The organism is Paenibacillus sp. G34, assembly GCF_056856875.1.
In genome coordinates this window covers 5,448,971-5,475,361 of the sequence record NZ_CM166469.1, presented here as the reverse complement: position 1 = coordinate 5,475,361, position 26,391 = coordinate 5,448,971, and the positions used below count along the sequence as shown (strand labels likewise).

The window sequence follows — 26,391 nt, the reverse complement described above, 5'->3', positions numbered from 1 at the left end:
TCTAAAACGGGAGTGTGTCGATGTGAGAGAGAATGCCAACAAGCAATATGGATTAACGCAAGCCCAGCGCCGAATATGGTTCATGGAGATTATGAATCCGGATACGTCCATCACGATGCTTTCTGCTACCTATCAAATTACGGGTGAGATCGACACACAGCTTCTGGAGCAAGCAGCAACAGAGATCATCAAAACCTATGACGCTTTCCGAATCCGCCTTGGTGGGGATTTGCAAAATCCAACGCAGTGGTTTGAAGAACCGGAAAATGTGCAAGCAATAATAAACCGACTCGAAATAGACAATACCGAACAATTTTATGCATGGGTGAATGATTTAAGCCAAAAGCCGGCTAGTGTGTTCGATGAACACCTTCACCAATTTACGATGATCCTTTTTGCGAACGGCCAGGTATGGCTTAATTTGACGATAAATCATATCATCGCTGACGGTTTGTCTGTTAATGCGTTGCTGCATGCAGTAATGGAAAAATATCTGGAACTGCGGAAAGACAAAGACAAAGCCGAAGATAAAGATGGAGGCAAAGGCGAAAATAAAGGCATCACGAGAAGTGGCCAAGCCCCTTCCTATCTGGATTATATCTCTGCGGAGCAAGATTATGAGCAATCGGCGCGTTATCAAAAAGGTAAAGAATATTGGCTGACGAAGTACAACACTTTGCCTGAAACGACCGGTATTAAATCGGTTCCGCCATTCTCCATCGGCAGCGAATCCAATACAATTGCCATCACTTTGGACGGTTCCCGGTATGAACGCATTCTGGCCTTCGGTGAACAACATCAGGTCAGCTTATATACATTATTTTTGTCCGCGATGTACGCCTTGTTGTACAAACTGACCGATAGCACCGATGTTCCAGTCGGCACGGTTTTTGCCAATCGGACCAGTAAGAAGGAAAAAGAAACCATAGGCATGTTTGTCAGCACCGTAGCTACACGCATTCATCTAAATCCAGACGAGCACGTGCTTTCCTTGATTCACCAAGTTGCCAAGGAAAATACAGCGGATCTTCGGTATCAAAAGTATCCTTACAATCAGTTAATTCAGGATTTGCGCGAACAACACGGCCGAAACGATCTCTCGGAACTGTTCCGCACGTCTCTGGAATATCTTCCTCTGAAAATTGAGGAATACGAAGAAATCAAAGTACGTCTGGAAGCTCACTTTGCTAGGCATGAAATGGACGATTTATTGCTGCGTTTCGATCATATGTTGAATGAAGGCCATGTCATTCTCCATGCATCCTATCGTACTGGCCTGTTTGAGACGACCGAAATTGATCGGATTATCGAACAGTATGTAACTGTTCTAGATCAGTTTGTTCAGACGCCGGAACTCGCGGTACGCGAAATTTCCCTGTTGAGTGATGAGGAGAGACAGCGTATTCTCCACGTGTTTAACCCTTCGGTGGCAGAACTGAACGAAGGCGAAGCATTTCATCGGTATGTTGAAAGGTTTGCCCGGGAAACTCCGGATCATCCGGCAGTTGTTTACATGAACGAACAGCTGACCTATAGCGAATTAAATGATCGCGCCGATCGGCTGGCTGTTCTTCTTCGCGAACAGGGTGTGGGAAGGGAAACAATTACAGGTATTTGGGCGGAACGTTCGGTGGAGCTGCTGGTCGGAGTGCTCGCCGTTTGGAAAGCTGGCGGGGCCTACGTACCGCTGGATCCTGATTATCCGGCGGAGCGGATTGAATTCATGCTCGGTGATAGCGATGCTTCGGTGCTGCTTACGCAGCGTCATCTGTTGGAGCGTGCTGGGGGTTGGTTAGCCGATGAGCGTCTGAAGCTTCAAGCTGTTTATGCACTGGACGATGAAGAGATTTATAACGGACAGGCTTTAAACATGAAATTTGAGTCTACTGACAGCGCACCGCAAGACCTGGCTTATGTGATTTACACCTCGGGAACGACAGGACGTCCGAAAGGTGTCATGATCGAGCACGGTAGTCTCGTAAATACGGCGGATGCATACCGCCGCGAATATCGGTTGGATCAGTTTCCGGTGCGGCTGCTGCAGCTGGCCAGTTTCTCGTTTGATGTATTCGTCGGCGACATCGCACGTACGCTGTATAACGGAGGCACGATGGTAATTGTGCCCAAGGATGACCGAATTGACCCGGGTCGTTTACATGCCTGGATTCGGGATCAAAGCATAACGGTATTTGAATCAACGCCTGCACTCATCCTGCCGTTCATGCAGCATATTTATGATGAAGGGCTAGATCTTAGCTCCATGCAATTGTTGATTACCAGCTCAGACGCTTGCAGTGTTACCGATTACCGCATACTGCAGGAAAGATTCGGCGGACAGTTCCGCATCATTAACAGCTATGGTGTTACCGAAGCGGCCATTGACAGCAGCTTTTACGATGAGCCTCTGGATAAATTGCCAACGTCGGGTCATGTGCCGATCGGCAAAGCTTGGCTGAACTCCAGGTTTTACATTGTTGATGCTGCGTTAAAGCCAGTGCCTGTAGGGGTTCCAGGCGAACTTGTCATCGGCGGCTCAGGGGTTGCTCGCGGGTACTGGAACCGTCCGGATTTAACTGCCGAGAAGTTTGTGGACAGCCCTTTTGTGCCAGGTGAACGTCTGTACCGGACAGGCGATTTGGCTCGCTGGTTGGAAGACGGCAATGTCGACTTCATTGGCCGGATCGACTATCAGGTGAAGATTCGCGGGTTCCGAATTGAACTTGGCGAAATTGAGACAGCTTTGCTGCGTTTTCCGGGCGTCAAGCAGGCTGTAGTGACAGACCGTATAGATGAGCAGGGGCAAAAGTACTTATGTGGTTACGTGGCAAGTGACGCTTCCTTGCAGTCCAGCGATTTGTTGCTGCAATTGAAACAAGATTTGCCAGTCCATATGATCCCGGCACGGCTGATGTATCTGGATAAGCTTCCGCTCACACCGAATGGAAAAATTGACCGTAAAGCACTCCCTGAACCGACCGGAACGGTGGAAGTGGGCCATGAGTATGTGGCTCCGCGTACCACGCTGGAAACAAGACTTGCGCTCATTTGGCAGCAGGTGCTAGGTGTTACGCGAGTTGGAATCCATGACGATTTCTTTGAGCTGGGTGGTCATTCCTTACGAGCCTCCTCGCTAGTTTCGAAGATTCGGAGAGAGCTGCAAGTCGAGGTTCCACTGCGTGACGTTTTCCGTTATACGACGATTGGGCAGCTTGCTCAAAGAATCAGCGGGTTAAGGCAGCAGGAGGCGTATGAGATTACGAAGGCGCCCGAGGCCAAGTACTTTCCAGTTTCATCGGAGCAAAAGCGTCTGTATGTATTGCGCCAGCTTAACGGAGCTGAGCGCAGCTACAATATGTCTGCGGCGCTTCTTCTCGAAGGGGTGTTGGATCATAAGCGCGTCCAGCAAGCGTTCCGGGCACTGATTCAGCGCCATGAGACGCTGCGTACCGGGATCGAACAGGTTCAAGGCGAGCTTGTGCAGCACATCTATGATGAGGTGGAGTTTGCTGTAGATTTTCTCCAGGCGAGCGAGCAGGAAGTGGATCAAGTAGTAGAAGGCTATTATCGCCCGTTTGATCTGACCAAGCCACCTCTTCTCCGCATCGGCCTGATCGAAGTTGCCGAGGATCGTCATATTCTGTTGTTTGATATGCATCATATCGTCTCAGATGGCATTTCGACGGCATTGCTTTTCGACGAGTTCAGCCGCCTGTATCGGGGCGAGGAGCTGGCTCCACTGCATATTCAATACAAAGATTATGCGGTTTGGCAGCAGTCTGAATCTTACGGGCAACTAATTCAGCCGCAGAAGGAGTATTGGCTGCAACAGTTGTCGGGCGAGCTGCCGGTCTTGGAGCTGCCAACGGACTTCCCGCGGCCTGCGGTGCAGAGTTTTGACGGCCGCACCGTGAAGTTTTATATCGGAAAAGAGCGGACGGATAAGTTGAAAGAGCTGGCTGCACGGACAGGCACGACCCTGTATATGGTGCTGCTATCGGCCTACTCCATCCTGATGCATAAATACTCTGGTCAGGAAGATCTGATCGTGGGAACCCCTATTGCGGGAAGAACGCAGGAAGAAGTGCAGCCAATCGTCGGGATGTTCATCAACACGCTGGCTATTCGCAGTCGTCCGGAGCGTTCCAAGTCGTACCTTTCGTACCTTGAAGAAGTTAAGGACATTACGCTGGGGGCTTTCGAACACCAAAATTATCTGTTCGAAGATTTGGTGGAAAGTCTTCATATTCCGCGTGCGACCGGTCGGAATCCAATCTTTGATACGTTCTTCTCCCTGCAAAATACGGAGAACGAGCAAATTGTTATCGAGGGACTGGAGCAATCGTTCTATCCGCTGGAAAACCGAACGTCCAAATTCGAGCTGCTCTTGGATATTTCGGAGCTGGACGGTCAGCTCGAGTGCCGGTTGGAGTATGCCACGGCTTTATATAAACAGGAGACGGCTGAACGATTCGCCAAACATTATGACAAGTTGCTTGAAACTATCGCAGCGGCACCGGGCGGAAACATTGCCTCGCTTGAAATGCTCAATGAGGAGGAAATCGACGAGCTGGTGCGTGGTTTCAATCATTCGCAGGCAGGCTACCCGCGTCAGCAGACGATTCACAGCTTGTTCGAAGAAAAGGCAGAGCTATACCCGAATAACGTAGCCGCCGTCATGAATGAGCGGGAGCTTACCTACCGCGAGCTGAACGAGAGATCCAACCGACTTGCGCGGAAGCTGAGGGAGGCAGGAGTCCATGCGGATCAACTGGTAGCGATTTTGGCTGAACGTTCGCTTGATATGGTCGTCGGCATTCTGGCTATCCTCAAAGCGGGCGGAGCCTACGTTCCTGTTGATCCCGACTACCCGGAGGAACGCATCCGTTTCATGATCGAGGATTCGGGCGCACCGTTATTGCTGATTCAACAGCATCTGCACGAGAAGACCGACTTCGCAGGTACGCGGCTTGAATTAGACGATTTCGTATGGGGTGACAGCGGAGCGGACTCCGCAGATGCCCTGCGCGCTTCGAATCTGGAGCCGATTTCCGGGCCAAACAACTTGGCCTATGTCATCTACACCTCGGGAACGACCGGCAGACCGAAAGGAACATTGATCGAGCATAAAAACGTTGTACGTCTCCTGTTCAACGACAAGAATCTGTTCGACTTCGGCGCATCTGATACGTGGACGTTGTTCCACTCGTTCTGTTTTGATTTCTCCGTCTGGGAAATGTATGGAGCATTGTTGTACGGAGGAAAGTTGGTCATCGTACCGCCACTCACTGCGAAGAATCCGGCTGATTTTCTGGCGCTGTTAGGGCGTGAACAGGTTACGATTTTGAATCAAACGCCAACGTACTTCTACCAGCTGCTGCGTGAGGCCTTATCGGATCATGCATATGATTTGCGGATTCGCAACGTCATCTTCGGTGGGGAAGCACTCAGTCCGCTATTGCTCAAGGGGTTCAAAGCAAAATACCCGGACACCAAACTAATTAACATGTATGGCATTACCGAGACAACGGTTCACGTGACGTATAAAGAGATTACGTGGGTTGAGATGGAGGCGGCAAAGAGCAATATCGGTAAGCCGATTCCAACACTGAGCGTGTATGTTCTGGATGAAAATCGTCGTCCTGTGCCCATCGGGGTTGCGGGCGAGATGTATGTGGCTGGAGAAGGTCTGGCGCGAGGATACCTGAATCGACCGGATCTGACGGCGGAGAAATTTGTTGATTCCCCGTTTGCGAAGGGGGAGAAACTGTACCGCTCGGGTGACTTGGCTGCTTGGTTGCCAGACGGCAACATCGAATACCTGGGCCGGATTGACCATCAGGTGAAAATCCGCGGGTACCGGATCGAGCTGGACGAAATCGAGACACAGCTTCTGAATGTCGAAGGCGTGGAAGAAGCAGTAGTGCTTGCTCGTGAGGACGGAGGGGGCGAAAAGGCGCTAGTTGCTTACTATGTGGCGAACCGCATGCTGACGGTCAGCGAGATGAGAACCTCGCTAGCTCAGGAAATGCCAGGATATATGATCCCGTCATACTTCGTGCAGATGGAGCGTATGCCGCTCACGTCGAACGGTAAGGTGGATCGCAAAGCGCTACCAGAGCCGCAAGACGGCATGGAAACGGGCGTTGAATTTGTAGCGCCGCGTAACCGGACAGAGGCTCAGCTTGTGAAGATCTGGGAGGATGTGCTGGGTTACTCCGGTATTGGTGTTCTGAACAATTTCTTTGAGCTTGGAGGCCATTCGTTGCGTGCGACCAGCCTTGTGAGCAAGATTCGGAAGGAAATGAACGTCGAACTTCCGCTGCGTGATGTGTTCCGCTACATGACGGTAGAGTCGATGGCCGAGGCTATTGCCAGTTTGGAAGAATCGCAACATATCTCGATTCCGAAAGCGGAAGAGAAAACATACTATCCGGTTTCCTCCGCTCAAAAAAGGTTGTACGTCCTGCACCAGTTGGATAGCTTGGAGCTGAATTACAACCTCCCAAGCGCCTTGCAATTGGAAGGCACTTTGAACGAGGCCAAAGTGGAACAAGCACTGAATGCTTTGGTGGCCCGCCATGACATGCTGCGTACCGGTTTTGAGATCGTGGACGGGGAGCCGGTTCAGCGTATTTTTCCGCTCCTTGCTTTCAAGATTGAGAAGGTTCAAGCGAGTGAAGATCAGGTTGCGGCTATTCTTGAAGGTTTCATCCAGCCGTTTGACTTGACTCAGCCACCTTTGCTGCGTGCCCTGCTGATCGAACTGGAGACAGAAAAATTCTTGCTTGCGCTGGATATTCATCATATTGCTTCCGATGGTCTCTCTATGGACGTGCTGCTGCGCGAATTCGTGCGGTTATACAATGGAGAAGAATTGCCCGAGCTGCGTATCCAATACAAGGATTATGCCGTTTGGCAGCAATCCGAGGAGCAACGCCAGCACATTAAAGAACAGGAAAAATACTGGCGCGGGGTGTTCAGCTCAGAGCTTCCGGTTCTTGAACTGCCTCTCGACTTATCCCGTCCGGCTGTCCAGCAGTTTGACGGTCAAACGCTCACGTTTACGCTGGATGCGGAGAAAAGTGAAGCTCTTAAACGGCTTGCTGGTGATTCGGGGGCTACGCTGTATATGCTCCTGCTCGCCGCATATACCGTATTGCTTCATAAATATGCGGGACAGGAAGATATCGTGGTCGGAACACCGATCGCTGCTCGTTCTCACGCTGATCTGCAGCCGATTATCGGTATGTTTGTCAATACGCTGGCTCTTCGCTTGGAACCAGTTGCTGAGCAAACGTTTATGGATTATTTACAGAAAGTGAAGGAAACGACGCTTGGAGCCTACGAGCACCAGGATTATCCGTTCGAAGAACTGGTGGAAGCTCTTCAGGTGAGCCGGGATTTAAGCCGGAATCCGCTGTTCGATACGATGTTTTCATTGCAAAAGCACGAAAGCTTGGATTTAACCCTTGAAGGTCTGCAATGGTCGCTATATGACATTGAGGAAAAAACAGCAAAGTTTGATCTTAGCTTGGATATTGTAGAAGCGGGTAACGAATTGGTTTGCAAGGTTGAGTATGCTACTTCGTTATTTAGACAGGAAACGATGGTAAGGCTAGCGGGTCACTATGATCAGCTACTGGCGTCGATCCTGGCTCAGCCGAATTCGCGGATTTCGGACTTGGATATCCTGATGGACTACGAAAAACATGATCTGCTGGTCGGTTTTGACGTATCGTCTTCGGCCCTTGCGAAGCAATCCGCCGCAGAGGGTACAGGTCTGGAAGCTCATAAGTCGTGGAGAGAGAGAATGTTCCACGAGCTGTTCGAGGAGCAGGCGGAGCGTACTCCGGGAGCGTTGGCGGTTGTCTACGAAGACAACAAGCTGACGTATGCGGAGTTAAACGCCAAAGCGAATCGTCTGGCATATGTACTACGGGAGCACGGCGTGAAGCCGGAGCAGGTGGTGGGCATTTTGGCTGGTCGTTCGGCGGAGTTATTGATCGGGGTTCTCGCTGTATGGAAAGCGGGTGGCGCTTATGTTCCACTTGATCCAGACTATCCGGCAGAGCGTATCGAGTATATGCTCTCGGACAGTGGGGCATCGGTACTGCTCACGCAAACCTGCCTTTTGGAGCAAGCGGAAGCTTGGCGCGAAGATAGAGCTCTAACATTGCAAACAGTGCTTGCACTTGATGATGCAGCGACGTATAGCCTCGGAGCATCGGAAACGGACGTGAGCTTACAAGCTGTTGGTGAAGTAGGGGCAGCGAAAGAGGCTTTGGCACAAGCGGAGACGGTTGCTGCGGAAACGTCTGTTACGGCAGAAGCCGAGCAAAGCGTACTATCGGCAGACTTTGTATCGAATCTGGCGAATGTGAACAAGCCAGGTGATTTGGCTTACGTTATCTACACCTCCGGTACGACGGGCCGTCCGAAGGGCGTGGCGATGGAACACCGTAGCTTGATGAATACGGCGGCGGGATACCGCCGGGACTACCGCTTGGATCAGTTCCCGGTCCGACTGTTACAGCTTGCGAGCTTCTCGTTTGATGTGTTCGTTGGCGACATTGCGCGGACGCTTTACAACGGTGGAACCATGGTCATTGTGCCGAAAGACGACCGGATTGATCCAACCCGACTTTACGGCTGGATTCATGATTACGCCGTGACGGTGTTTGAATCAACCCCGGCGCTGATCATGCCGTTCATGGAGCATGTGTACGCCGAGGGTCTGGATCTCAGTTCGATGGAGTTGCTGATTACAAGCTCGGATGCTTGTAGCGTAGCGGATTACCGCAATTTGCAGGAGCGCTTCGGTTCGCAGTTCCGTATTATTAACAGCTATGGCGTAACAGAGGCGGCAATTGATTCGAGCTTCTATGACGAGCCGCTGGAACAGTTGCCGAAGACAGGTAGTGTGCCGATTGGGAAAGCATGGCTGAACGCCAAGTTCTACATTGTGGATGCGAATCTGAAGCCGGTGCCTATTGGAGTTCTAGGCGAGCTGGTGATCGGCGGGGCCGGGGTGGCCCGTGGTTACTTGAACCGCCCGGATTTGACAGCGGAGAAATTCGTAGACAGTCCGTTCGCCGCTGGAGAGCGGCTGTACCGGACAGGTGACCTGGCTCGCTGGATGCCGGACGGTAACGTGGACTTCATCGGCCGGATCGACAACCAGGTGAAAATTCGCGGTCATCGAATCGAGCTTGGTGAGATTGAAGCGGCCATGAAAAATGTTGCTAACGTGCGTCAGACCCTTGTCATTGATCGAACGGATGAGCGGGGGCAGAAATTTTTGTGCGGATATGTCGTAGCGGATTCCAACTTTGATCTGGAGGAGCTTGTGGCCCATCTGGACGCTGTTTTGCCTTCCCATATGGTGCCTTCGCGTATGATGCGCCTGGATCAAATGCCACTTACGCCAAACGGTAAGATCGATCGCAAAGCACTGCCTGTACCGGAAGGAAACATTCGCGCAGAGGCTACATACGCGGCGCCTCGTACGCCTGCTGAGCAAGCCCTTGCGTCGGTCTGGCAGTCCGTGCTGGGTGTGGATCAGGTTGGCACGATGGACAATTTCTTTGCGCTCGGCGGCGATTCAATCAAGGCTTTGCAAGTATCTTCCCGTCTTTTGCAAACGGGGTACAAGCTGGTCATGAAAGATTTGTTTCATTATCCAACGATTTCTGCCCTTAGTTTGCAGCTTCAAACGGCGGAGAGAACGGCAAGCCAGGCCGAAGTGACAGGGGAGGTCATCTTAACTCCGATTCAGCGCTGGTTCTTTGAACAAAATCCGGCCGATGTGCATCACAGCAATCAGGCATTCATGCAGTTCTCCCAGCATGGATATGACGAAGGTGCCTTACGCCAAGCGGTGCGTCAGCTTGTCGTACATCATGATGCTCTTCGTACGGTTTACCGCCAGACCGAAAACGGTTATAACGCCTGGAACCGCGGCGCCGGGGAGAACGAAGTTCTGTTCGATCTGGAAGTTGTCGATTTTAAGGGAGCCCATAACGTGAAAGAAGCGGTAGAAGCTAAGGCGAATGACATTCAAGCGAGCATTGATCTGGCAAACGGTCCGCTTGTGAAGCTCGGCTTGTTCCGTTGTGATGACGGCGACCACTTGCTCATCGCGATTCACCACTTGGTCGTAGACGGTGTATCCTGGCGGATTCTGCTTGAGGATTTTGCTACTGGCTATGAGCAGGCACTGCAAGGGCAACCGATCCGTCTGCCGCTCAAAACCGATTCCTTCCAAACGTGGGCGAAACAGCTCGCTGATTATGCAAACGGCTCGGCGATGGAAGGCGAAAGAGAATATTGGCAGCATATTGAGCATTTGAGCCATGAGCCACTGCCGAAAGATTTTGAACAAAGCAGATCCAACCTGCAGAACAGCGGGCTCGTGACTGTTCGTTGGTCGGCGGAGGAAACGCAGCAGCTGTTGAAGCAGGCACACCGCGCCTACAATACGGAAATGAACGATCTGTTGCTTGCGGCGCTTGGACTCGCGGTAAAAGAGTGGAGCGGTCTGGATCGCGTGCTGGTAAATCTCGAAGGCCACGGCCGGGAAGAACTTTTGCCAGATGTAGACATTACGCGCACAGTGGGCTGGTTTACGAGTCAGTTCCCTGTCGTTCTCGAGCCTGGTCATGCTCAGGCACTCGGTCATCAGGTGAAACAGGTAAAAGAAAGCTTGCGCCGCATCCCGAACAAAGGAATCGGCTACGGCATTCTGCGTTATATATCGACACCGCGTGAAAACGAGCGCTTTGCATTGGAACCAGAGATCAGTTTTAACTATTTGGGACAGTTCGACCAGGATTACGATAGTAGTGGTTCACAGCCGTCACCGTTTAGTCCAGGCTCCGATTCAAGCCCAAATGCAGTGATGGACTTTGTCCTTGATATCAACGGGATGGTATCGGAAGGAATATTGGAACTCACGATCCGTTATGGGGAAACTCAGTATCAACGGGATACGATAGAACGTCTGAGCACTCTGCTTCATTCGAGCTTGCTTGAAGTCATTCGTCATTGTGTATCCAAAGAACGGCCGGAGCTTACGCCTAGTGACGTACTGCTGCAAGATGTGACGCTGGAGGAACTGGATCGGTTGGCTGAACAAACGGCGGTACTAGGTGAACTGGAAAATGTATACACCCTGACTCCGTTGCAAAAAGGGATGTTGTTCCACAGCCTACTGGATGCAGATTCGGAGGCTTACTTCGAACAGGTGACCTTCGATCTGTACGGAAACCTTAATGTTGAAGCATTCACAAAAGGATTGGATACGCTGGTGCAGCGGAATGAGGCGTTACGAACCAATTTTATTACCGGCTGGAGAGACGAGCCCATTCAAGTGGTATTCCGCGAGCGGAAGTGTGAAGTGTACTTCGAAGATATTCGCTTCGCAAGCGACGAAGACCCGGAGAAGAGGATAACCGATTTTGTCAGCGCCGATAAAGCGAACAAGTTCGATTTGGCTCAAGGCTCTCTGATGCGTGTTACCGTTTTGCGTACCGGAGAAGAGTCCTATCATGTGATCTGGAGTCACCATCACATTTTGATGGACGGCTGGTGCATGTCATTCATGATTAAGGAAGTGTTCGACACCTACTTCGCGTTCCAGGAGAATTGCACGGCGGAGCTTCCTCCGGTTACTTCATACTCCCGGTATATCGAATGGCTGGAAACTCAGGATGCTGCGAAAGCTTCACGTTACTGGTCAGACTATTTGGCAGGTTACGATCAGCAGACCAAGCTACCTCAGGAGAAAACGCTGACGAAGCAGGGTGCGTTTGAAGCGGCTGAAATCGATGTTGAACTCAGCAAGGAACTGACGTGGCAAATTGAGCGGGTGGCACGCCAGCAACAGGTGACGCTTAATACGTTCATGCAGACCGTATGGGGGCTGGTTTTACAGATATACAACAACAGTGAAGATGTCGTATTCGGCTCGGTCGTATCGGGTCGTCCGGCGGAAATTCCGGGCATCGAAAGCATGATTGGCCTATTTATTAATACGATCCCGGTCCGTGTTCAAGGCAAAGCCGAGGAGACTGTGGCTGATATCTTAAGGAAAACCCAAGATCAAGCGCTGGCTTCAGGAGCTTACGAGACGTTCCCGCTGTTCGAAATTCAGTCGCTAAGTGAGCAGAAGCGCGACTTGATCAACCACATTATGGTCTTTGAGAATTATCCGATGGAAGAACAAATTGAACAGGTCGTCGGCGGAGACAAAGAAGCGCTGAAAATCGCTAATATCCAGTCACCGGAACAAACAAACTACGACCTGGACATTACCGTTATTCCGGAAGAGCATATTTTGCTGCGGTTTACGTATAATGCGCTGACGTACGGAGAGGAAGACATCAAGGCGATCCATAGTCATTTTGCCTGGGCACTGGAGCAGGTTGCGGCTAACCCGAACATGCGTGTGAACCAGTTGGAACTTTTGACGTCGGCGGAAAAAGAACAAATTCTTGGTGCGTTTAACCCGTCGCAACCGGAAATAGAAGAGGCTCCTATGGCTGCGTTCCATCGTCTGTTCGAGGAACAGGCGCAACGTACGCCTGAATCGGAAGCTGTCGTGTACGAAAACGACAGGCTGACATATGCTGAGCTGAACGAGCGGGCGAACCGTTTGGCGTCTACACTGCGTGCCAGCAGCATCGGCCGTGAGTCCATCGTTGGTATCTTTGCCGAACGTTCGGTGGATTTGCTGGTAGCTGTGCTGGCCGTTTGGAAAGCAGGCGGCGCGTATGTACCGCTGGACCCGGATTATCCGGCAGACCGCGTGCGATTCATGCTTGAAGACAGCGGAGCGAAGGTACTTCTAACGCAAACGCCGCTGCGAGAACGTGCCGAAGCCTGGATTGGTGAAGAGGAACTTGCGCTGGAAGCGGTGCTGTACCTCGACGACCAAGCGGCTTACAGTGAGGAGCTGGCAAATGCAACGATGGATTCTGGTATGGTGTCGGGAGTTGTTTCAAGCCTGGTTTCTAACGTCTCCTCCGACACCATTTCCGACAAGCTGACGGGTGTTGTGAAGAATAAAGGTAATGCGAGTCATCCAGATGTTGTTGATGTTGCTGATCTGAAGAGTTTCCATGAAGCAGGTCCGGAGGATCTGGCCTACGTGATCTACACGTCAGGAACAACGGGCAAGCCTAAGGGCGTGATGATCGAGCATCGCAGTCTGGTGAACACGGCCGCGGGTTACCGTCGGGAGTATCGGTTGAATCAGTTTCCGGTGAGGTTGTTACAGCTTGCCAGCTTCTCGTTTGACGTGTTCGTGGGGGATATTGCACGCACGCTGTATAACGGAGGCACAATGGTGATTGTGCCGAAGGACGAACGGATTGATCCGTCTCGTTTGCACCACTGGATCGAGCAGGAACAAGTGACCATTTTTGAATCGACGCCAGCGCTGATTGTGCCGTTTATGGAATATGTGCATGAGCAGGCGCTGGATATGAGCGAGATGGAGCTGCTCATCACAAGTTCGGACAGCTGTAGCGTGGCAGATTACCGCACTTTGCAGGAACGTTTTGGATCATTGTTCCGAATCATCAATGCCTATGGTGTAACGGAAGCGACGATCGACTCCAGCTTCTACGATGAGCCACTGGAAATGTTGCCACAGACAGGGCATGTACCTATCGGCAAAGCGTGGTTAAATGCGAAGTTTTACATTGTGGATACACACCTGAATCCGGTGCCAGTCGGTGTGCTGGGCGAATTGGTTATCGGCGGAATTGGGGTCGCGCGCGGATACTTGAACCGTCCGGAGCTGACTGAAGAGAAGTTCGTGGACAGTCCATTCATCACGGGTGAGAGGTTGTACCGCACGGGAGATTTAGCTCGTTGGATGGAGGATGGCAACGTGGATTTCATTGGCCGAATCGACAACCAAGCGAAAATACGGGGTTACCGGATCGAGACAGGCGAAGTTGAAGCGAAGCTGCTCCGCATTAGTGCCGTGAAGGAAGCTGTCGTTGTTGTCCGGGAAGATCAGGAAGGCCAGAAAGCGTTGTGCGCATATTATACAGCCGAAGAAGGTTTGACTGCGCGCGACTTGAAGCGGGCTATTGCCAGCGAGCTACCGGGGTATATGATCCCGTCATATTTCATGGAGCTGGAGTACCTGCCTCTGACCTCAAACGGAAAGATCGACCGTAAGGCGTTGCCTGCGCCTGAAGCGGGAGTATCCGGAGGACGTGAGTACGTGGCGCCGCGTACCGAACTGGAGGTAAAACTGGCTGCCATATGGCAGGAGGTGCTTGTTCGTGACAAGGCTGTTAGCGTAACGGACAACTTCTTCGATCTCGGCGGACACTCTCTGCGAGCGACAACGCTTGTTAGCAAGATGCATAAAGAACTAGGCATTGAATTCCCTCTTCGTGATGTGTTCAATTACTCGACGGTTGAGGAAATGGCTATGGCTATGGAGCAACTGGAGACCCGTTCGTTTACATCTATTTCTGCTGCGGAACCGAGCGATTATTATCCGCTCTCTTCGGCTCAGAAACGTCTCTATATCTTGAACCAGTTGGAAGGAGGCGAGCTGAGCTACAACATTCCAGGAGCGATGTTGCTCGAAGGAGAGCTCGACCGGCAGCGGTTTGAAGAAGCGTTCCGCGGACTTATAGCTCGGCATGAAACACTGCGTACCGGCTTCGAGATGGTAAATGGTGAAGTGGTTCAGCGGATTTATGAAGAAACTGTCTTCCAGGTGGAATATGTGCGGATCAGCGAAGAGCAAACGGAAGAAACGGTGCGCGAATTCATTCGTGCGTTTGATCTGGCTCAACCACCCCTTCTGCGTGTAGGCCTTGCCGAACTGGCACAGGATCGGCACATTCTAATGTTTGATACGCATCATATCGTATCTGACGGCGTTTCGATGGACGTACTAATCGAGGAGTTCGTCCTCCTTTACAGTGCGGAGCCACTCGAGCCACTCCGTATTCAGTACAAAGATTATGCGGTATGGCAACAATCGGACGAGCAGAAGGCGCTTCTTGCCAAACAGGAGGCTTACTGGCTCGATATGTTCAGCGGAGAGTTGCCTGTGTTGGAATTGCCGACCGACTATCCGCGCCCGGCGATGCAGAGCTACGAGGGTCGTACACTGCAATTGTTTATGAACAGCGAGAAAAGCGAGGGTCTGAAACGGCTTGCTGCTGAGAACGGTGCAACACTTTACATGGTTCTGCTTGCTGGATACACCATATTATTGCAAAAATATACAGGGCAAGAAGACGTCGTTGTGGGCACGCCGATTGCAGGAAGAAATCATAACGATGTTCAGCCGTTGATCGGGATGTTTGTCAATACGCTGGCCATCCGTAGTTATCCGGCTGCAAGCAAAACATTCCTTGACTACTTGAAGGAAATCAAGGAGACAACCCTTGGTGCTTTTGAACATCAAAATTATCCGTTTGAGGAACTGGTAGATAAGGTAAACGTGGTTCGCGATTTGAGCCGCAATCCGCTGTTTGATACGATGTTTGCTTTGCAGAATACAGAGAATGTGGAAATCCAGCTTCCCGGACTCCATTTATCGACGTATGCCAGCGAAGAAATTGTTTCGAAGTTCGATCTAAGCTTGGACGTCACAGAGATTGAGGAAGGTCTGGAATACTTGTTTGAATACGCCACGGCTCTTTATAAAACCGAAACCATGGAGAAATTGGCCGCTCACTATTTGCAACTACTTGAATCGATTCTCTGCAATCCATCGGCAACCATTGCTGAGTTGAACTTGCTGACGGCAGAGGAACAGGAAATTATCGACGCGTTTAACCCTACGCGACCTGAAGCGGAAGCCGTTCCTGCAGCTGCGTTCCATCGTCTGTTCGAGGAACAGGCAGAGCGCACGCCTGAAGATACAGCTGTTGTATACGAGAATGACAGGCTGACGTATGCGAAGCTGAACGAGCAGGCGAACCGTCTGGCGGCTACGCTACGGATAAGCGGCATCGGCCGGGAGTCAATCGTTGGCATTCTTGCCGAGCGTTCGGTGGACTTGCTGGTGGCCGTGCTGGCTGTCTGGAAAGCAGGCGGGGCGTATGTACCACTTGACCCGGATTATCCGGCAGACCGTGTACGCTTCATGCTCCAAGATAGCGGAGCGAAGGTGCTACTGACGCAAACGCTACTGCGAGAACGTGCTGAAGCCTGGCTCGTTGAAGAGGAACTGGCGCTGGCGAAGGTGCTGTATCTGGACGACGAGGAATCGTATAGCGTTGAGCGGGCGAATTCATCGATGGGCTCGGGTATCGTTTCGGACAAGCTGAAAAGTGCTGCGAACGATGGAGATGCGAGTCGGCCAGATGTTGTTGATGTTGCTGGCATGGACAGCTTCCATGAAGCACGTCCAGAGGATCTGGCATATGTAATCTACACGTCGGGAACAACCGGGAAACCGAAGGGCGTTATGATTGAGCACCGCAGTCTGGTGAATACGGCGGCGGGTTACCGTCGGGAATACCGATTAGATCAGTTCCCTGTGCGGCTGCTGCAGCTCGCCAGTTTCTCGTTTGATGTATTCGTGGGCGATATCGCGCGCACGTTGTATAACGGAGGTACTATGGTAATTGTACCGAAGGACGACCGGATTGATCCATCCCGTCTGCATCACTGGATTGAGCGGGAACAAGTGACTATCTTCGAATCGACACCAGCGCTAATCGTGCCGTTTTTGGACTACGTGCATGAGCAAGGGCTGGATATGAGCGGGATGGAGCTGCTGATTACAAGCTCGGACAGCTGCAGCGTAGCGGATTACCGAACTTTGCAGGAACGCTATGGCTCGGTGTTCCGGATCATCAACGCCTACGGGGTGACGGAAGCGGCGATTGACACCAGTTTCTACGATGAATCGTTGACGCTGCTGCCGCAGACTGGACATGTACCAATCGGCAAAGCGTGGCTGAATGCGAAGTTTTACATTGTGGATGCACATCTGAACCCGGTGCCCGTTGGTGTACTTGGAGAGCTGGTTATCGGGGGAGTTGGCGTGGCACGCGGATACTTGAATCGCCCGGACCTCACAGAAGAGAAATTCGTCGATAGTCCGTTCGCCGAGGGAGAGAGACTGTACCGAACGGGAGATTCAGCTCGTTGGATGCAAGACGGCAACGTGGACTTTATCAGTCGGATTGACAACCAGGCGAAAATCCGGGGATATCGTATCGAAACGGGCGAGATTGAAGCGATGATGCTGAGTGTAAGTGGCGTGAAGGAAGCAGTCGTTGTTGTCCGGGAAGATCAGGAAGGGCAAAAAGCATTGTGCGCTTATTATACAGCGGAAGGCGAATTGACCGCGGCAGATCTGAAACGGGAGATCTCCAGCGAGTTGCCGGGATACATGATTCCGTCCTACTTTGTGGAGCTGGAGCGATTGCCTTTGACGCCGAATGGGAAAATCGACCGGAAGGCGCTGCCCGCGCCGGAAGGGGTAGCAAATGCAGGCCGCGAATACGTGGCACCGCGCACCGAATTAGAAGCGAAACTGGTTGCCGTTTGGCAGGACGTACTCGGTTCGGTCCAGATTGGCATAACAGACAATTTCTTCGACCTTGGTGGACATTCTCTGCGAGCAACGACGCTCGTAAGCAAAGTACACAAGGAGTTAAGCGTAAACTTACCGCTGCGCGATGTATTCCGGCATGCAACCATCGAATCGATGGCCGAAGCCATCAGCCAATTGGAGCGACAGGAACACATTTCTATTCCGGTGCTAGACAAGAAGGAGTACTATCCGCTTTCCTCCGTGCAAAAACGGTTATACATCCAGCAACAGATGGAAGGTGCGGAGCTTAGCTACAACATGTCTGGTATGACGGTTCTCGTCGGGCAACTGGAAAGGAACCAATTCGAATTGGCACTCAAAGGACTAATTGCTCGTCATGAAATTTTGCGAACGGGCTTCGAAATGGTAGGCGGTGAACCTGTACAACGGATTTATCGGGACTTGGAGTTTACCGTCGAGTATACGAAAGCGACGGAGAGTGAAACCAGGAGCATTGCAGACAGCTTTGTGCGTGTCTTTGACTTGGAGCAGCCGCCGCTACTGCGTGTGGGCATAGTTGAATGGGAAGCAGAACGGCATCTGCTCATGTTGGACATTCATCATATCGTCACGGATGGTATGTCGATGGGCATCATCGTTGAAGAGCTGTTGCGCCTGTATAACGGTGAGACGCTGGAACCACTTCGTATTCAATACAAAGAATTTGCTGCCTGGCAGCAGTCCAAACCTGTACAAGAGCGGCTGAAACGTCAGGAAGCTTACTGGCTGGATATGCTGGAAGGTGAACTGCCTACGCTTGAACTGCCTACAGACTTTGTGAGACCAGCTACACGTAGCTTTGAGGGAGATGTACTTCCCTTCAGCATCGATAAGCTGATGACTGACAACTTGCAGCGCATTGCTGATGAGAATGGTGCTACCCTGTATATGGTATTATCGGCCGCCTATTCCATCCTGCTCAGCAAGTACTCGGGACAAGATGATATCATTGTAGGCACGCCGGTTTCCGGCCGCACGCACGCTGACCTGGAGCCGCTTATCGGAATGTTTGTCAACACATTAGCGATTCGCCATTATCCATCCGGCGAGAAGACATTCCTCACTTATTTGAACGAAGTCAAAGAAACGATGCTGGGGGCCTACGACCATCAGGATTATCCATTCGAGGAGCTTGTGAAAAAGCTGCAGGTGCCGCGAGATCAAAGTCGCAATCCTGTATTCGATGTTATGTTTGCTCTGGAAACGAAGGAAGACAACGTTCAAAGTTTCGGAGAGATCCAGATCGAATCATATCCAGAAACGCATGCCGTGTCCCAATTTGATCTTACCTTGATCATTTCGTTGCTGGATGAGGGAATGAACGGGCAGTTTGAATATGCCACCAAGTTGTTCACACGCAATCTGATCGACAATTTTGCGCAAGACCTGCTCCTGATTATCCGTCAGGTTTGCGAACAGCCTTCTATACTGCTAAAGGATATTTCCTTGAATGGACAATCCGAACAGGAGCAAGATGAGTTAGAGGCTATCGATATTATTTTCTAGTCCATTACCCGGTCTGGGTGTATGCCGTTGTTCGTTCGGCGCGCATCCTGGGCCGGGTGTTTTTTTGCTACCACATTAAATAGACTCCAGCAATCTTAAATAATATTGTCTCAACGATTCCTTCAACATCTCAGGCTCAACAATCTTAAAGGAAGTGCCGTAGCCTGCAAGGTAACTCACGATGAAATCTAATTCATGAGATTCATAGGTTCCGACGAGTAGCCAGACTCCTTCCTTATTTTCAAGACGCATAGACGGATAGTGATTTTGCTGAAACTGTTCTATCCCGGCCTCGTTAATTTCACATTGAAAAGGAATTGCTTGTTCGGAAGGTTTCCATAAGAAATGATATTGCTCTGCTCTCAGATCAGCCAGCTCAATAATAGGCTCAATATCCGTCAAGACAGCCGAAATGATTCGATCACAGCGGAATACACGATAAGCTTGTTTCTCCAGATCGTACGCCTGGCAATACCAGTACCCTTTACTGGAATATAGCGCAATGGGCTGTATAACACGGGTGCTGCTTTTTGTTTTGGAAATTGCTTTTGACTGATCATGAGTAGCTTCCAGATTCTCTTTGGCAGACTCATTGTTCTCAAACGAAACGGTGACTTTACTCCGCTCCGCCGCACTCTTGTTTATGTCAGGATACGTAATCTGAATAACCATTTGCTGTACCGCGGCCTTCAATAGAAGCTCCAGATGAATACTGTCTTTGATCTGTTCGGTATGTTTAAAGGTGACACGTTGTTGCATGTGATGAATATTCTCTCGTTGTCGATCGGATAATGCGGCCATGAATTTCTCATGCACAGAGTCAAATGTCGTCTGAAAAGGCAGGCTGGTGAAGCTGCGAAGGGCCTGCATGGCGAAGTACAGGGCATGGAGCTCATCGGTATTAAAAGAGATCGGAGGCAGCTGCATCTGTTGAAGCAACCGGTAGCCGCCATAACGTCCATATTCGACATAGATGGGCGCGCCCATCTCTTCCAAGGACGCGATGTCTCGCAATGCGGTGCGTTTGGATATATGAAACTCTTGCATCAATTCAGTCAGGGTGAAATATTGTTTTTGATTAATGAAGCGAAGCATATGGTGTAAACGTTCAGTCTTTTTCATCTGTTCACCTCTCCCTCCTCTCAATGGTGCCGTTTATTGGCACCTTTACTTGTTATAGTGACAAGTGTAAGGCAAACGATTAGAGGAGGCAAACAGAATGAATATGGAAGTGATTCCTTTTCTCTCGATGAACGGAGAAGCGGCTAAAGCCATTACATTTTACGAAAAAACGTTGGGTGCAAAGGTGTTGTTCCGAAAAAGCTACAAAGAAATGAAGCAAATGAGTCCCGGTTTCACATATCCTGCCGGTCAGGATGAGTACATTACACATTCGGTGCTGGAAATCGGAGCAAACAAAATCATGATCGCAGAGGATGCAATGGATGCGGAGAGACCCTGGGAACTGGGGAACAGTACATCGCTGTGCATTCAATCCCAGGATCAAGGCCAAATGGATCGACTGTACGAGGTGTTGGCACAACATGAGGGGGTGAAGGTACTTGTGCCCTACGAACGGAATGAATTCAGCCCCGGATATGGGATCGTCCGTGATCCGTTTGGCGTTGTGATTCAGCTTTGTGTAACGGTGCATGATTTCTAAGGTTTAAAATTATTACATTTGGCGTCAATCTCAAAACTTGAAGTCAGGCTTGAAGTTTCTAAAGAAGAGCAAATTATGGTTATCCATAACTTGCTCTTTATTTTTCTGTTCTCCCACAGATCGTTAATTATGATTGGAGAAAAGACTGCAATAGTGTAAGATCAAGCCTGCATAGTCCAAAGTATGGAGGTTGTATGTACAACAAAAAATTATATTTTAGGATTTATGCAAATCAGTGATCCAAAAGTCCCGAATTCGGGTATCATTACTAGGAGTCAACACATCGCATGAATGCATCTATTAATGAACGGCATTAAGTAATTAATTTGCAACAATTTTATTGACTATGGGACGGATTGTGGGGGATGAGGATGTCTTTATTGGAGACTGGGCGGCAAGATCAGGTAACGGACGAGTTGGTGGTCAAAGCGATGGAGAAAAGTTTGGCGATTATTCGATTCGACTTAAACCGCAGGGTTACATACGTGAACGATGTATTTGCTTCAAGGATGGGATACACCAAGAAAGAGATGTACGGTATGCAGCATCGTCAATTATGTTTTGGGAGATTTGCAGACAGCCCATCGTATGAGGAGTTCTGGAGAAGTATTTTGGGCGGGAAAAGCTTCCAGGACAAGATCGAACGCATGGATGCAAATGGTCAATCGGTGTGGCTAGAAGCTACATATATGCCCGTGTTTGATGCATCGAATCAAAAGGTGCTTGGTGTCTGTAAGATGGCTACTGATATTACGAATCGCCAGAACAACATTACAGCCGTTGTTCAAGAATTGAAGGCGCTATCTCAAGAGCTGAATGAGCAGGCAGAGGCAGGGATTGGGCGGAGCCATGAACTAATGTCCAGCGTTTCTTACATCTCGGAAGTATCTGCAGCTAACCAATCTACACTAATACATCTGCAAGAGCAGGCTGGCTCCATTCAAGGCGTGGTGCGGACGATTCGGGAAATTTCTTCTCAGACACAGCTACTTGCACTGAATGCAGCAATTGAGGCTGCACATGCAGGAGAATTCGGACGCGGGTTCGATATCGTGGCGAAGGAAGTGCGCAAGCTATCTGCCATGGTGGAGAATTCAATTAATGAGATTCGAGATAGTGTAACAGGAATTACCAAAGAGATTACCAACATTACAGATGGTACAAAAAAGGTAGAGGATTACGTGCAACAAAGTCACGAGAGAATTGAGATTGCGTTAAATGATTTCAAAACGATCGCGGCTGCGGCTCATTTACTTGATGATAAGGCACAGCATGTGACTCGAATTGTGTAAGCGAAAATAAATGTATGATAGGAATGATAAGAACGATTCTGTGCTCATTACAGGATCGTTTTTTTGTGTTCAGATACAATTTTTCACAAATCACAAGTGATAGGGATTGATCAAGCAAGAATGTGTTCCATTGCATATCTTGCCAAAATCACGGAATTTTTATGGACGAACAGGACACAATAAGCCAGAAATACCTGCGCTTTGATTTTACGGAGAAGGGAGGAGGATGGGAGAATGTGGTCAACGATCTTATCTTATGTACCGAAATGGACCATTTGGGCACAGGCACTCATGGTTTTCATCGTACCGATTATTATATATTTCACGACGAATTGGTTCCATACGGCAATTAAGCGTGGAAGCTTCTCCCGCGAAAATAAAATGATTCCTTCACCGAAGGACATTTCACCAGCTGAAGCTGGCATCGGACCAGGCACGGAAACCGGGCACTATGCCAACATTAAGTTAACCGGAATATACACGACAGATTTGATTACGGTTCGAGAGACCTTTGGCAAAAATGCAGATGTACATATTCGAGAGTTCGCCATTCGAGGAACGAATACGAGAGCAGCAATCCTGTATACCGAAGGGCTGACGGATACAGATCTGATCGACAAATATTTAATTGAACCTTTGATGATTAAGGGCATACCTGAACTTAAACAGGAAAGTTTTCTTCATCCTGAGCAGGCAGACTTCCTGTCCACATATCTGAAAACTCAAATCCTTCCCGTCAGCGAGATTCAAGAGACACAATCTCTTCAGGAGCTTGCATCAAGTGTGTTAGTAGGGAAAAACGGTTTGTTGGTGGATGGTATACCGGGGGCTATGCTGATCGGGACGTCCAGATTAAAGACACGCGGGGTGGATGAACCCTTATCTGAAGGTCTGCTACGCGGACCGCGTATCGGTTTTACAGAGGAGCTTAGTGATAACACGGGAATTTTACGACGTTATGGAAGCGACCAGAGTTTATTTATAGAAAAGTTTGAAGTGGGCAGCCGGATCAAAAAGGACCTCGCTATTGCTTATATTCAGGATATTGCCGACCCTAAACTCGTGACCGAGGTTATTAAACGTGTCAAAAGTATCGATATGGACACGATGCTGGAATCCGGTTATGTAGAACAACTGATTGAAGACGATGCCCTGAGTCCTTTTCAGCAGATACTGAATACAGAAAGGCCCGACCGCGTGATCGGTGCTTTATTGGAAGGTCGAGTCGCTATTTTGCTGGACGGAACTCCGTTTGTACTGGTTGTGCCGGTTACGTTCAGCATGCTGCTCCAATCTCCAGAAGACTACTATGAACGCTGGATTCCAAGTACCTTCCTTCGAATTCTACGTTTTATGGCGGCTATGCTAGCCTTGCTAGCCCCAGCGCTTTATATCTCATTCATATCGTTCCATCCAGGTCTGATTCCAACGAAACTGGTGCTGACGATTATTGAAACCCGTTCGGGTGTACCCTTTCCTTCCATTATTGAAGCTTTAATTATGGAGCTGTCCATCGAGATTCTAAGGGAAGCAGGGATTCGTCTGCCCAAACCCATCGGACCTGCGATGGGAATCGTTGGGGGTCTGATCATCGGGCAGGCAGCAGTACAGGCAGGTATTATAAGCCAATTTCTAGTTATTGTTGTAGCGGTCACAGCGATTTCGTCCTTCACTATTCCCGTGTATAGTGCGGGATTGACGCTCCGTTTGCTCCGTTTTGCTGCCATGTTTAGTGCTGCTGTAATGGGATTATATGGCGTGGTTATGTTCTTCTTGCTGATGTGTACACATCTGGCTCGATTATCGAGTTTCGGAGTGCCTTATATTGCGCCAGCTGTTCCATATCATTTGAGCGATTGGAAGGATTTTGTCATCCGTGCTCCGCTTAATATGATGAGAAAACGTCCTTCCATGATGAATCCGACCGATGAAGATCGGAAGAAATAATGAAGTTCGAGGTGGATTTTCGTGCAAAGCAGTTTTGTGCAGTCCAGTTTAGCCTCGTACAATCCACAGATGGTCTGGAGGTGTTATGTAATGAATGACTCCCAATTCAAAATTACTACCACGCAAGCCGTGGTCATCATTGTCAATTACATGCTTGGTGCAGGCATATTGACTCTGCCTCGGACAACCAGTAAAGCTGTCGGAACACCTGACGTATGGATTTCTATCCTTCTCTCCGGGTTGATTATCACGGGTGTGGGAATTATACTGGTGACCTTGTGCCGTCGATTCCCGGAAAAAACGGTTTTTCAATTCACCAGGGAGATTACGGGACGGTGGATTGCTTACATACTGGGCTTTGCCAACATTCTTTATTTTATGGTGATTGCTGCCTTCGAAATCCGGGTGATGGCTGACGTTACCGGAATGTATCTGCTCGAACGTACCCCTACTTGGGCCATTGTGATGGTATTTATGTGGATTGGAATCTATCTGATCTCTGGCGGACTTCCAGTCATCGTGCGTGTGTTTGAGATCATTTTGCCGATTACCTTGGTCATATTTGTGATGGAAATTTTGCTTAGTAATCAGTTGTTCGAGATCGGTAATCTCAGACCTGTACTTGGAGAAGGGATTTTACCTGTGATCAAAGGGTTGAAGCCTTCCTTGCTATCATACACAGGTTATGAAGTGATGCTGGTCATTACAGCCTATATGCAAAATCCAAAAAAAAGCAATAAGGCCATGACTTGGGGTCTTGGCATATCTACATCGATTTATTTGATCACGGTCGTTATGGTCGTTGGCAGTTTATCGCTCGATGGAATTAAAACGAGAACCTGGCCAACGCTCGATCTGGTTCGAAGTTTTGAGATTCAGGGTTTGATCTTTGAACGCTTCGAATCGTTATTGCTCGTCATCTGGATTTTGCAGATTTTCTCTACGTTTGCGATCACCCATTACTGCGCTTCTGTGGGGATTCGTGATCTGTTTAAGGCTAAAAAGATGCGGATGATTATGTACTCTCTTCTACCTTTTATCTATTTGGCAGCCATGATTCCCAAAAATGTATATGAAACATTCGCATTAGGTGACATGCTGGGTAATGTATCTGTCGTGTTGTTTGCCATTATGCCTCTGATACTGCTGCTGCTGAGCATTATTCGTAAAAAAGGAGGTAAACACGCATGATTTCACTCCGGTTGTGGCTACGTATGATCTGTGTATTACTGATTTTTAGTCTTATCTCGGGATGCTGGAGCAGCCGGGAAATAGAAGATTTGAGTCTGTATGTGGGTCTCGGCATCGATGTTGGTCAGGAAACAAATTTCGAGAAAAAAATATCAGCCCAAGGAGGGCATTATCCCAAAGAAGAAATTGTGACAGCAACTGTTCAGATTGCCCCAGGGAAATCGAGTGGTCAGCAGAGCGATGAAGGAGGTTCACCTTCTTCCGGAAAATCATCATACTCCAATGAACAACTTACCGGGGATTCGTTGCTTCAAATATTTCGTCAGTTTGCCTTGCGCCGAGATCGTCCGCTCATTGGACATCATCTCAAAGTGATCGTCATTTCCAAAGATATTGCTAAAAAGTATGGATTGAAACAGCTGCTTGATTTTGTGTTGCGGGATAATGATATTCGCCCCAATTGCCTTGTGTTAATCAGCCATCACCGTGCGCTGGATGTACTCACTTCTAGAGATCCTTCCCGGATTCCGGCCTTTTATCTTACGGGAATCACAAATAACTCGTATATATCCAATAAGATAATGGAGCCGGTTTCGCTTGCCAAACTGGATGCAGAGATGCAGTCTGGCTCCAGCTTTTTGCTTCAAAATGTGTTGAATGCAGATGGCGAGGATAAATTTTCAGGGGGCAGCATCTTTAAAGCCAAAACAACGAAATTTATCGGGGAGCTTAGCCAAACCGACCTGGAAGCATTATCTTGGATTAAGCCTAAGGAACATGGCGGTGTCATCAAAACATACAGCAAGGAAGGCTTCACGGTTCTCTATGAGATTAAGAAAAAGACCACAAAAATCATTCCGAAGGTAGTTCGAGGGGACATCTCATTTCACGTCAAGGCAGAGTCAGAAGGTTGGCTAATGGAGGATTGGCGAGCCCCCGAAAAAGAAGAGAAGGGAGCCTATCTGAAGGAACTGGAGAAGGATTTTGCTAAAATCGTAGATCAACAGATTGATCAAATGCTCTATAAAATCCAGCATACGTATAAAGCTGACGTTGCCGGTTTTCGGGATAGCCTCCGAATCCATTATCCTAAAACGTGGAAAAAGGTAAAAGATAACTGGGATGAAGTGTTTGCAACAGTACCTATTACGTATGAGATTAAAACAAGTGTTGTAAATCCGGGATCTTCCACAGAGTAGCCTAAT

At 49.4% G+C, this 26,391-nt stretch carries 7 protein-coding genes; 6 read left to right on the top strand and 1 reads right to left on the bottom strand.

The genetic code is table 11. The annotated features are described in order from the left end of the window. Positions 1 to 22 precede the first annotated feature (22 nt). Positions 23 to 19,093 (top strand): non-ribosomal peptide synthase/polyketide synthase, encoded by a 19,071-nt coding sequence (locus AC1VYS_RS24890; RefSeq protein ID WP_482911892.1) that lies wholly within the window; start codon positions 23 to 25, stop codon positions 19,091 to 19,093. Between the two features lie 75 nt (positions 19,094 to 19,168). Here AC1VYS_RS24890 and AC1VYS_RS24885 read toward each other — a convergent pair whose 3' ends face one another. After that, complete coding sequence (locus AC1VYS_RS24885; RefSeq protein ID WP_482911891.1) at positions 19,169 to 20,215, bottom strand: helix-turn-helix transcriptional regulator; 1,047 nt, start codon at positions 20,213 to 20,215, stop codon at positions 19,169 to 19,171. A 97-nt stretch (positions 20,216 to 20,312) separates the two neighbouring features. Between AC1VYS_RS24885 and AC1VYS_RS24880 the strand changes: the two genes are divergently transcribed. The 5 genes from AC1VYS_RS24880 to AC1VYS_RS24860 all read left to right on the top strand — a co-directional run bounded on the left by AC1VYS_RS24880 (position 20,313) and on the right by AC1VYS_RS24860 (position 26,385). Further along, positions 20,313 to 20,756, top strand: coding sequence for a VOC family protein (locus AC1VYS_RS24880; protein WP_482911890.1), 444 nt, complete (start codon positions 20,313 to 20,315; stop codon positions 20,754 to 20,756). Between the two features lie 371 nt (positions 20,757 to 21,127). After that, positions 21,128 to 22,048, top strand: coding sequence for a methyl-accepting chemotaxis protein (locus AC1VYS_RS24875; protein WP_482911889.1), 921 nt, complete (start codon positions 21,128 to 21,130; stop codon positions 22,046 to 22,048). Positions 22,049 to 22,282: 234 nt separating this feature from the next. Continuing rightward, positions 22,283 to 23,995, top strand: a complete 1,713-nt coding sequence (locus AC1VYS_RS24870; protein ID WP_482911888.1) for a spore germination protein — start codon at positions 22,283 to 22,285, stop codon at positions 23,993 to 23,995. Between the two features lie 90 nt (positions 23,996 to 24,085). Next, positions 24,086 to 25,186 carry a GerAB/ArcD/ProY family transporter gene (locus AC1VYS_RS24865; RefSeq protein WP_482915119.1) on the top strand — a complete coding sequence of 367 codons (1,101 nt, stop codon included), beginning with the start codon at positions 24,086 to 24,088 and terminating at the stop codon, positions 25,184 to 25,186. Continuing rightward, a complete protein-coding gene (locus AC1VYS_RS24860) occupies positions 25,183 to 26,385 on the top strand; it encodes a Ger(x)C family spore germination protein (protein ID WP_482911887.1) in 1,203 nt (400 codons plus the stop codon). Before AC1VYS_RS24865 ends, AC1VYS_RS24860 begins: the two co-directional genes overlap by 4 nt. Positions 26,386 to 26,391: the final 6 nt, after the last annotated feature.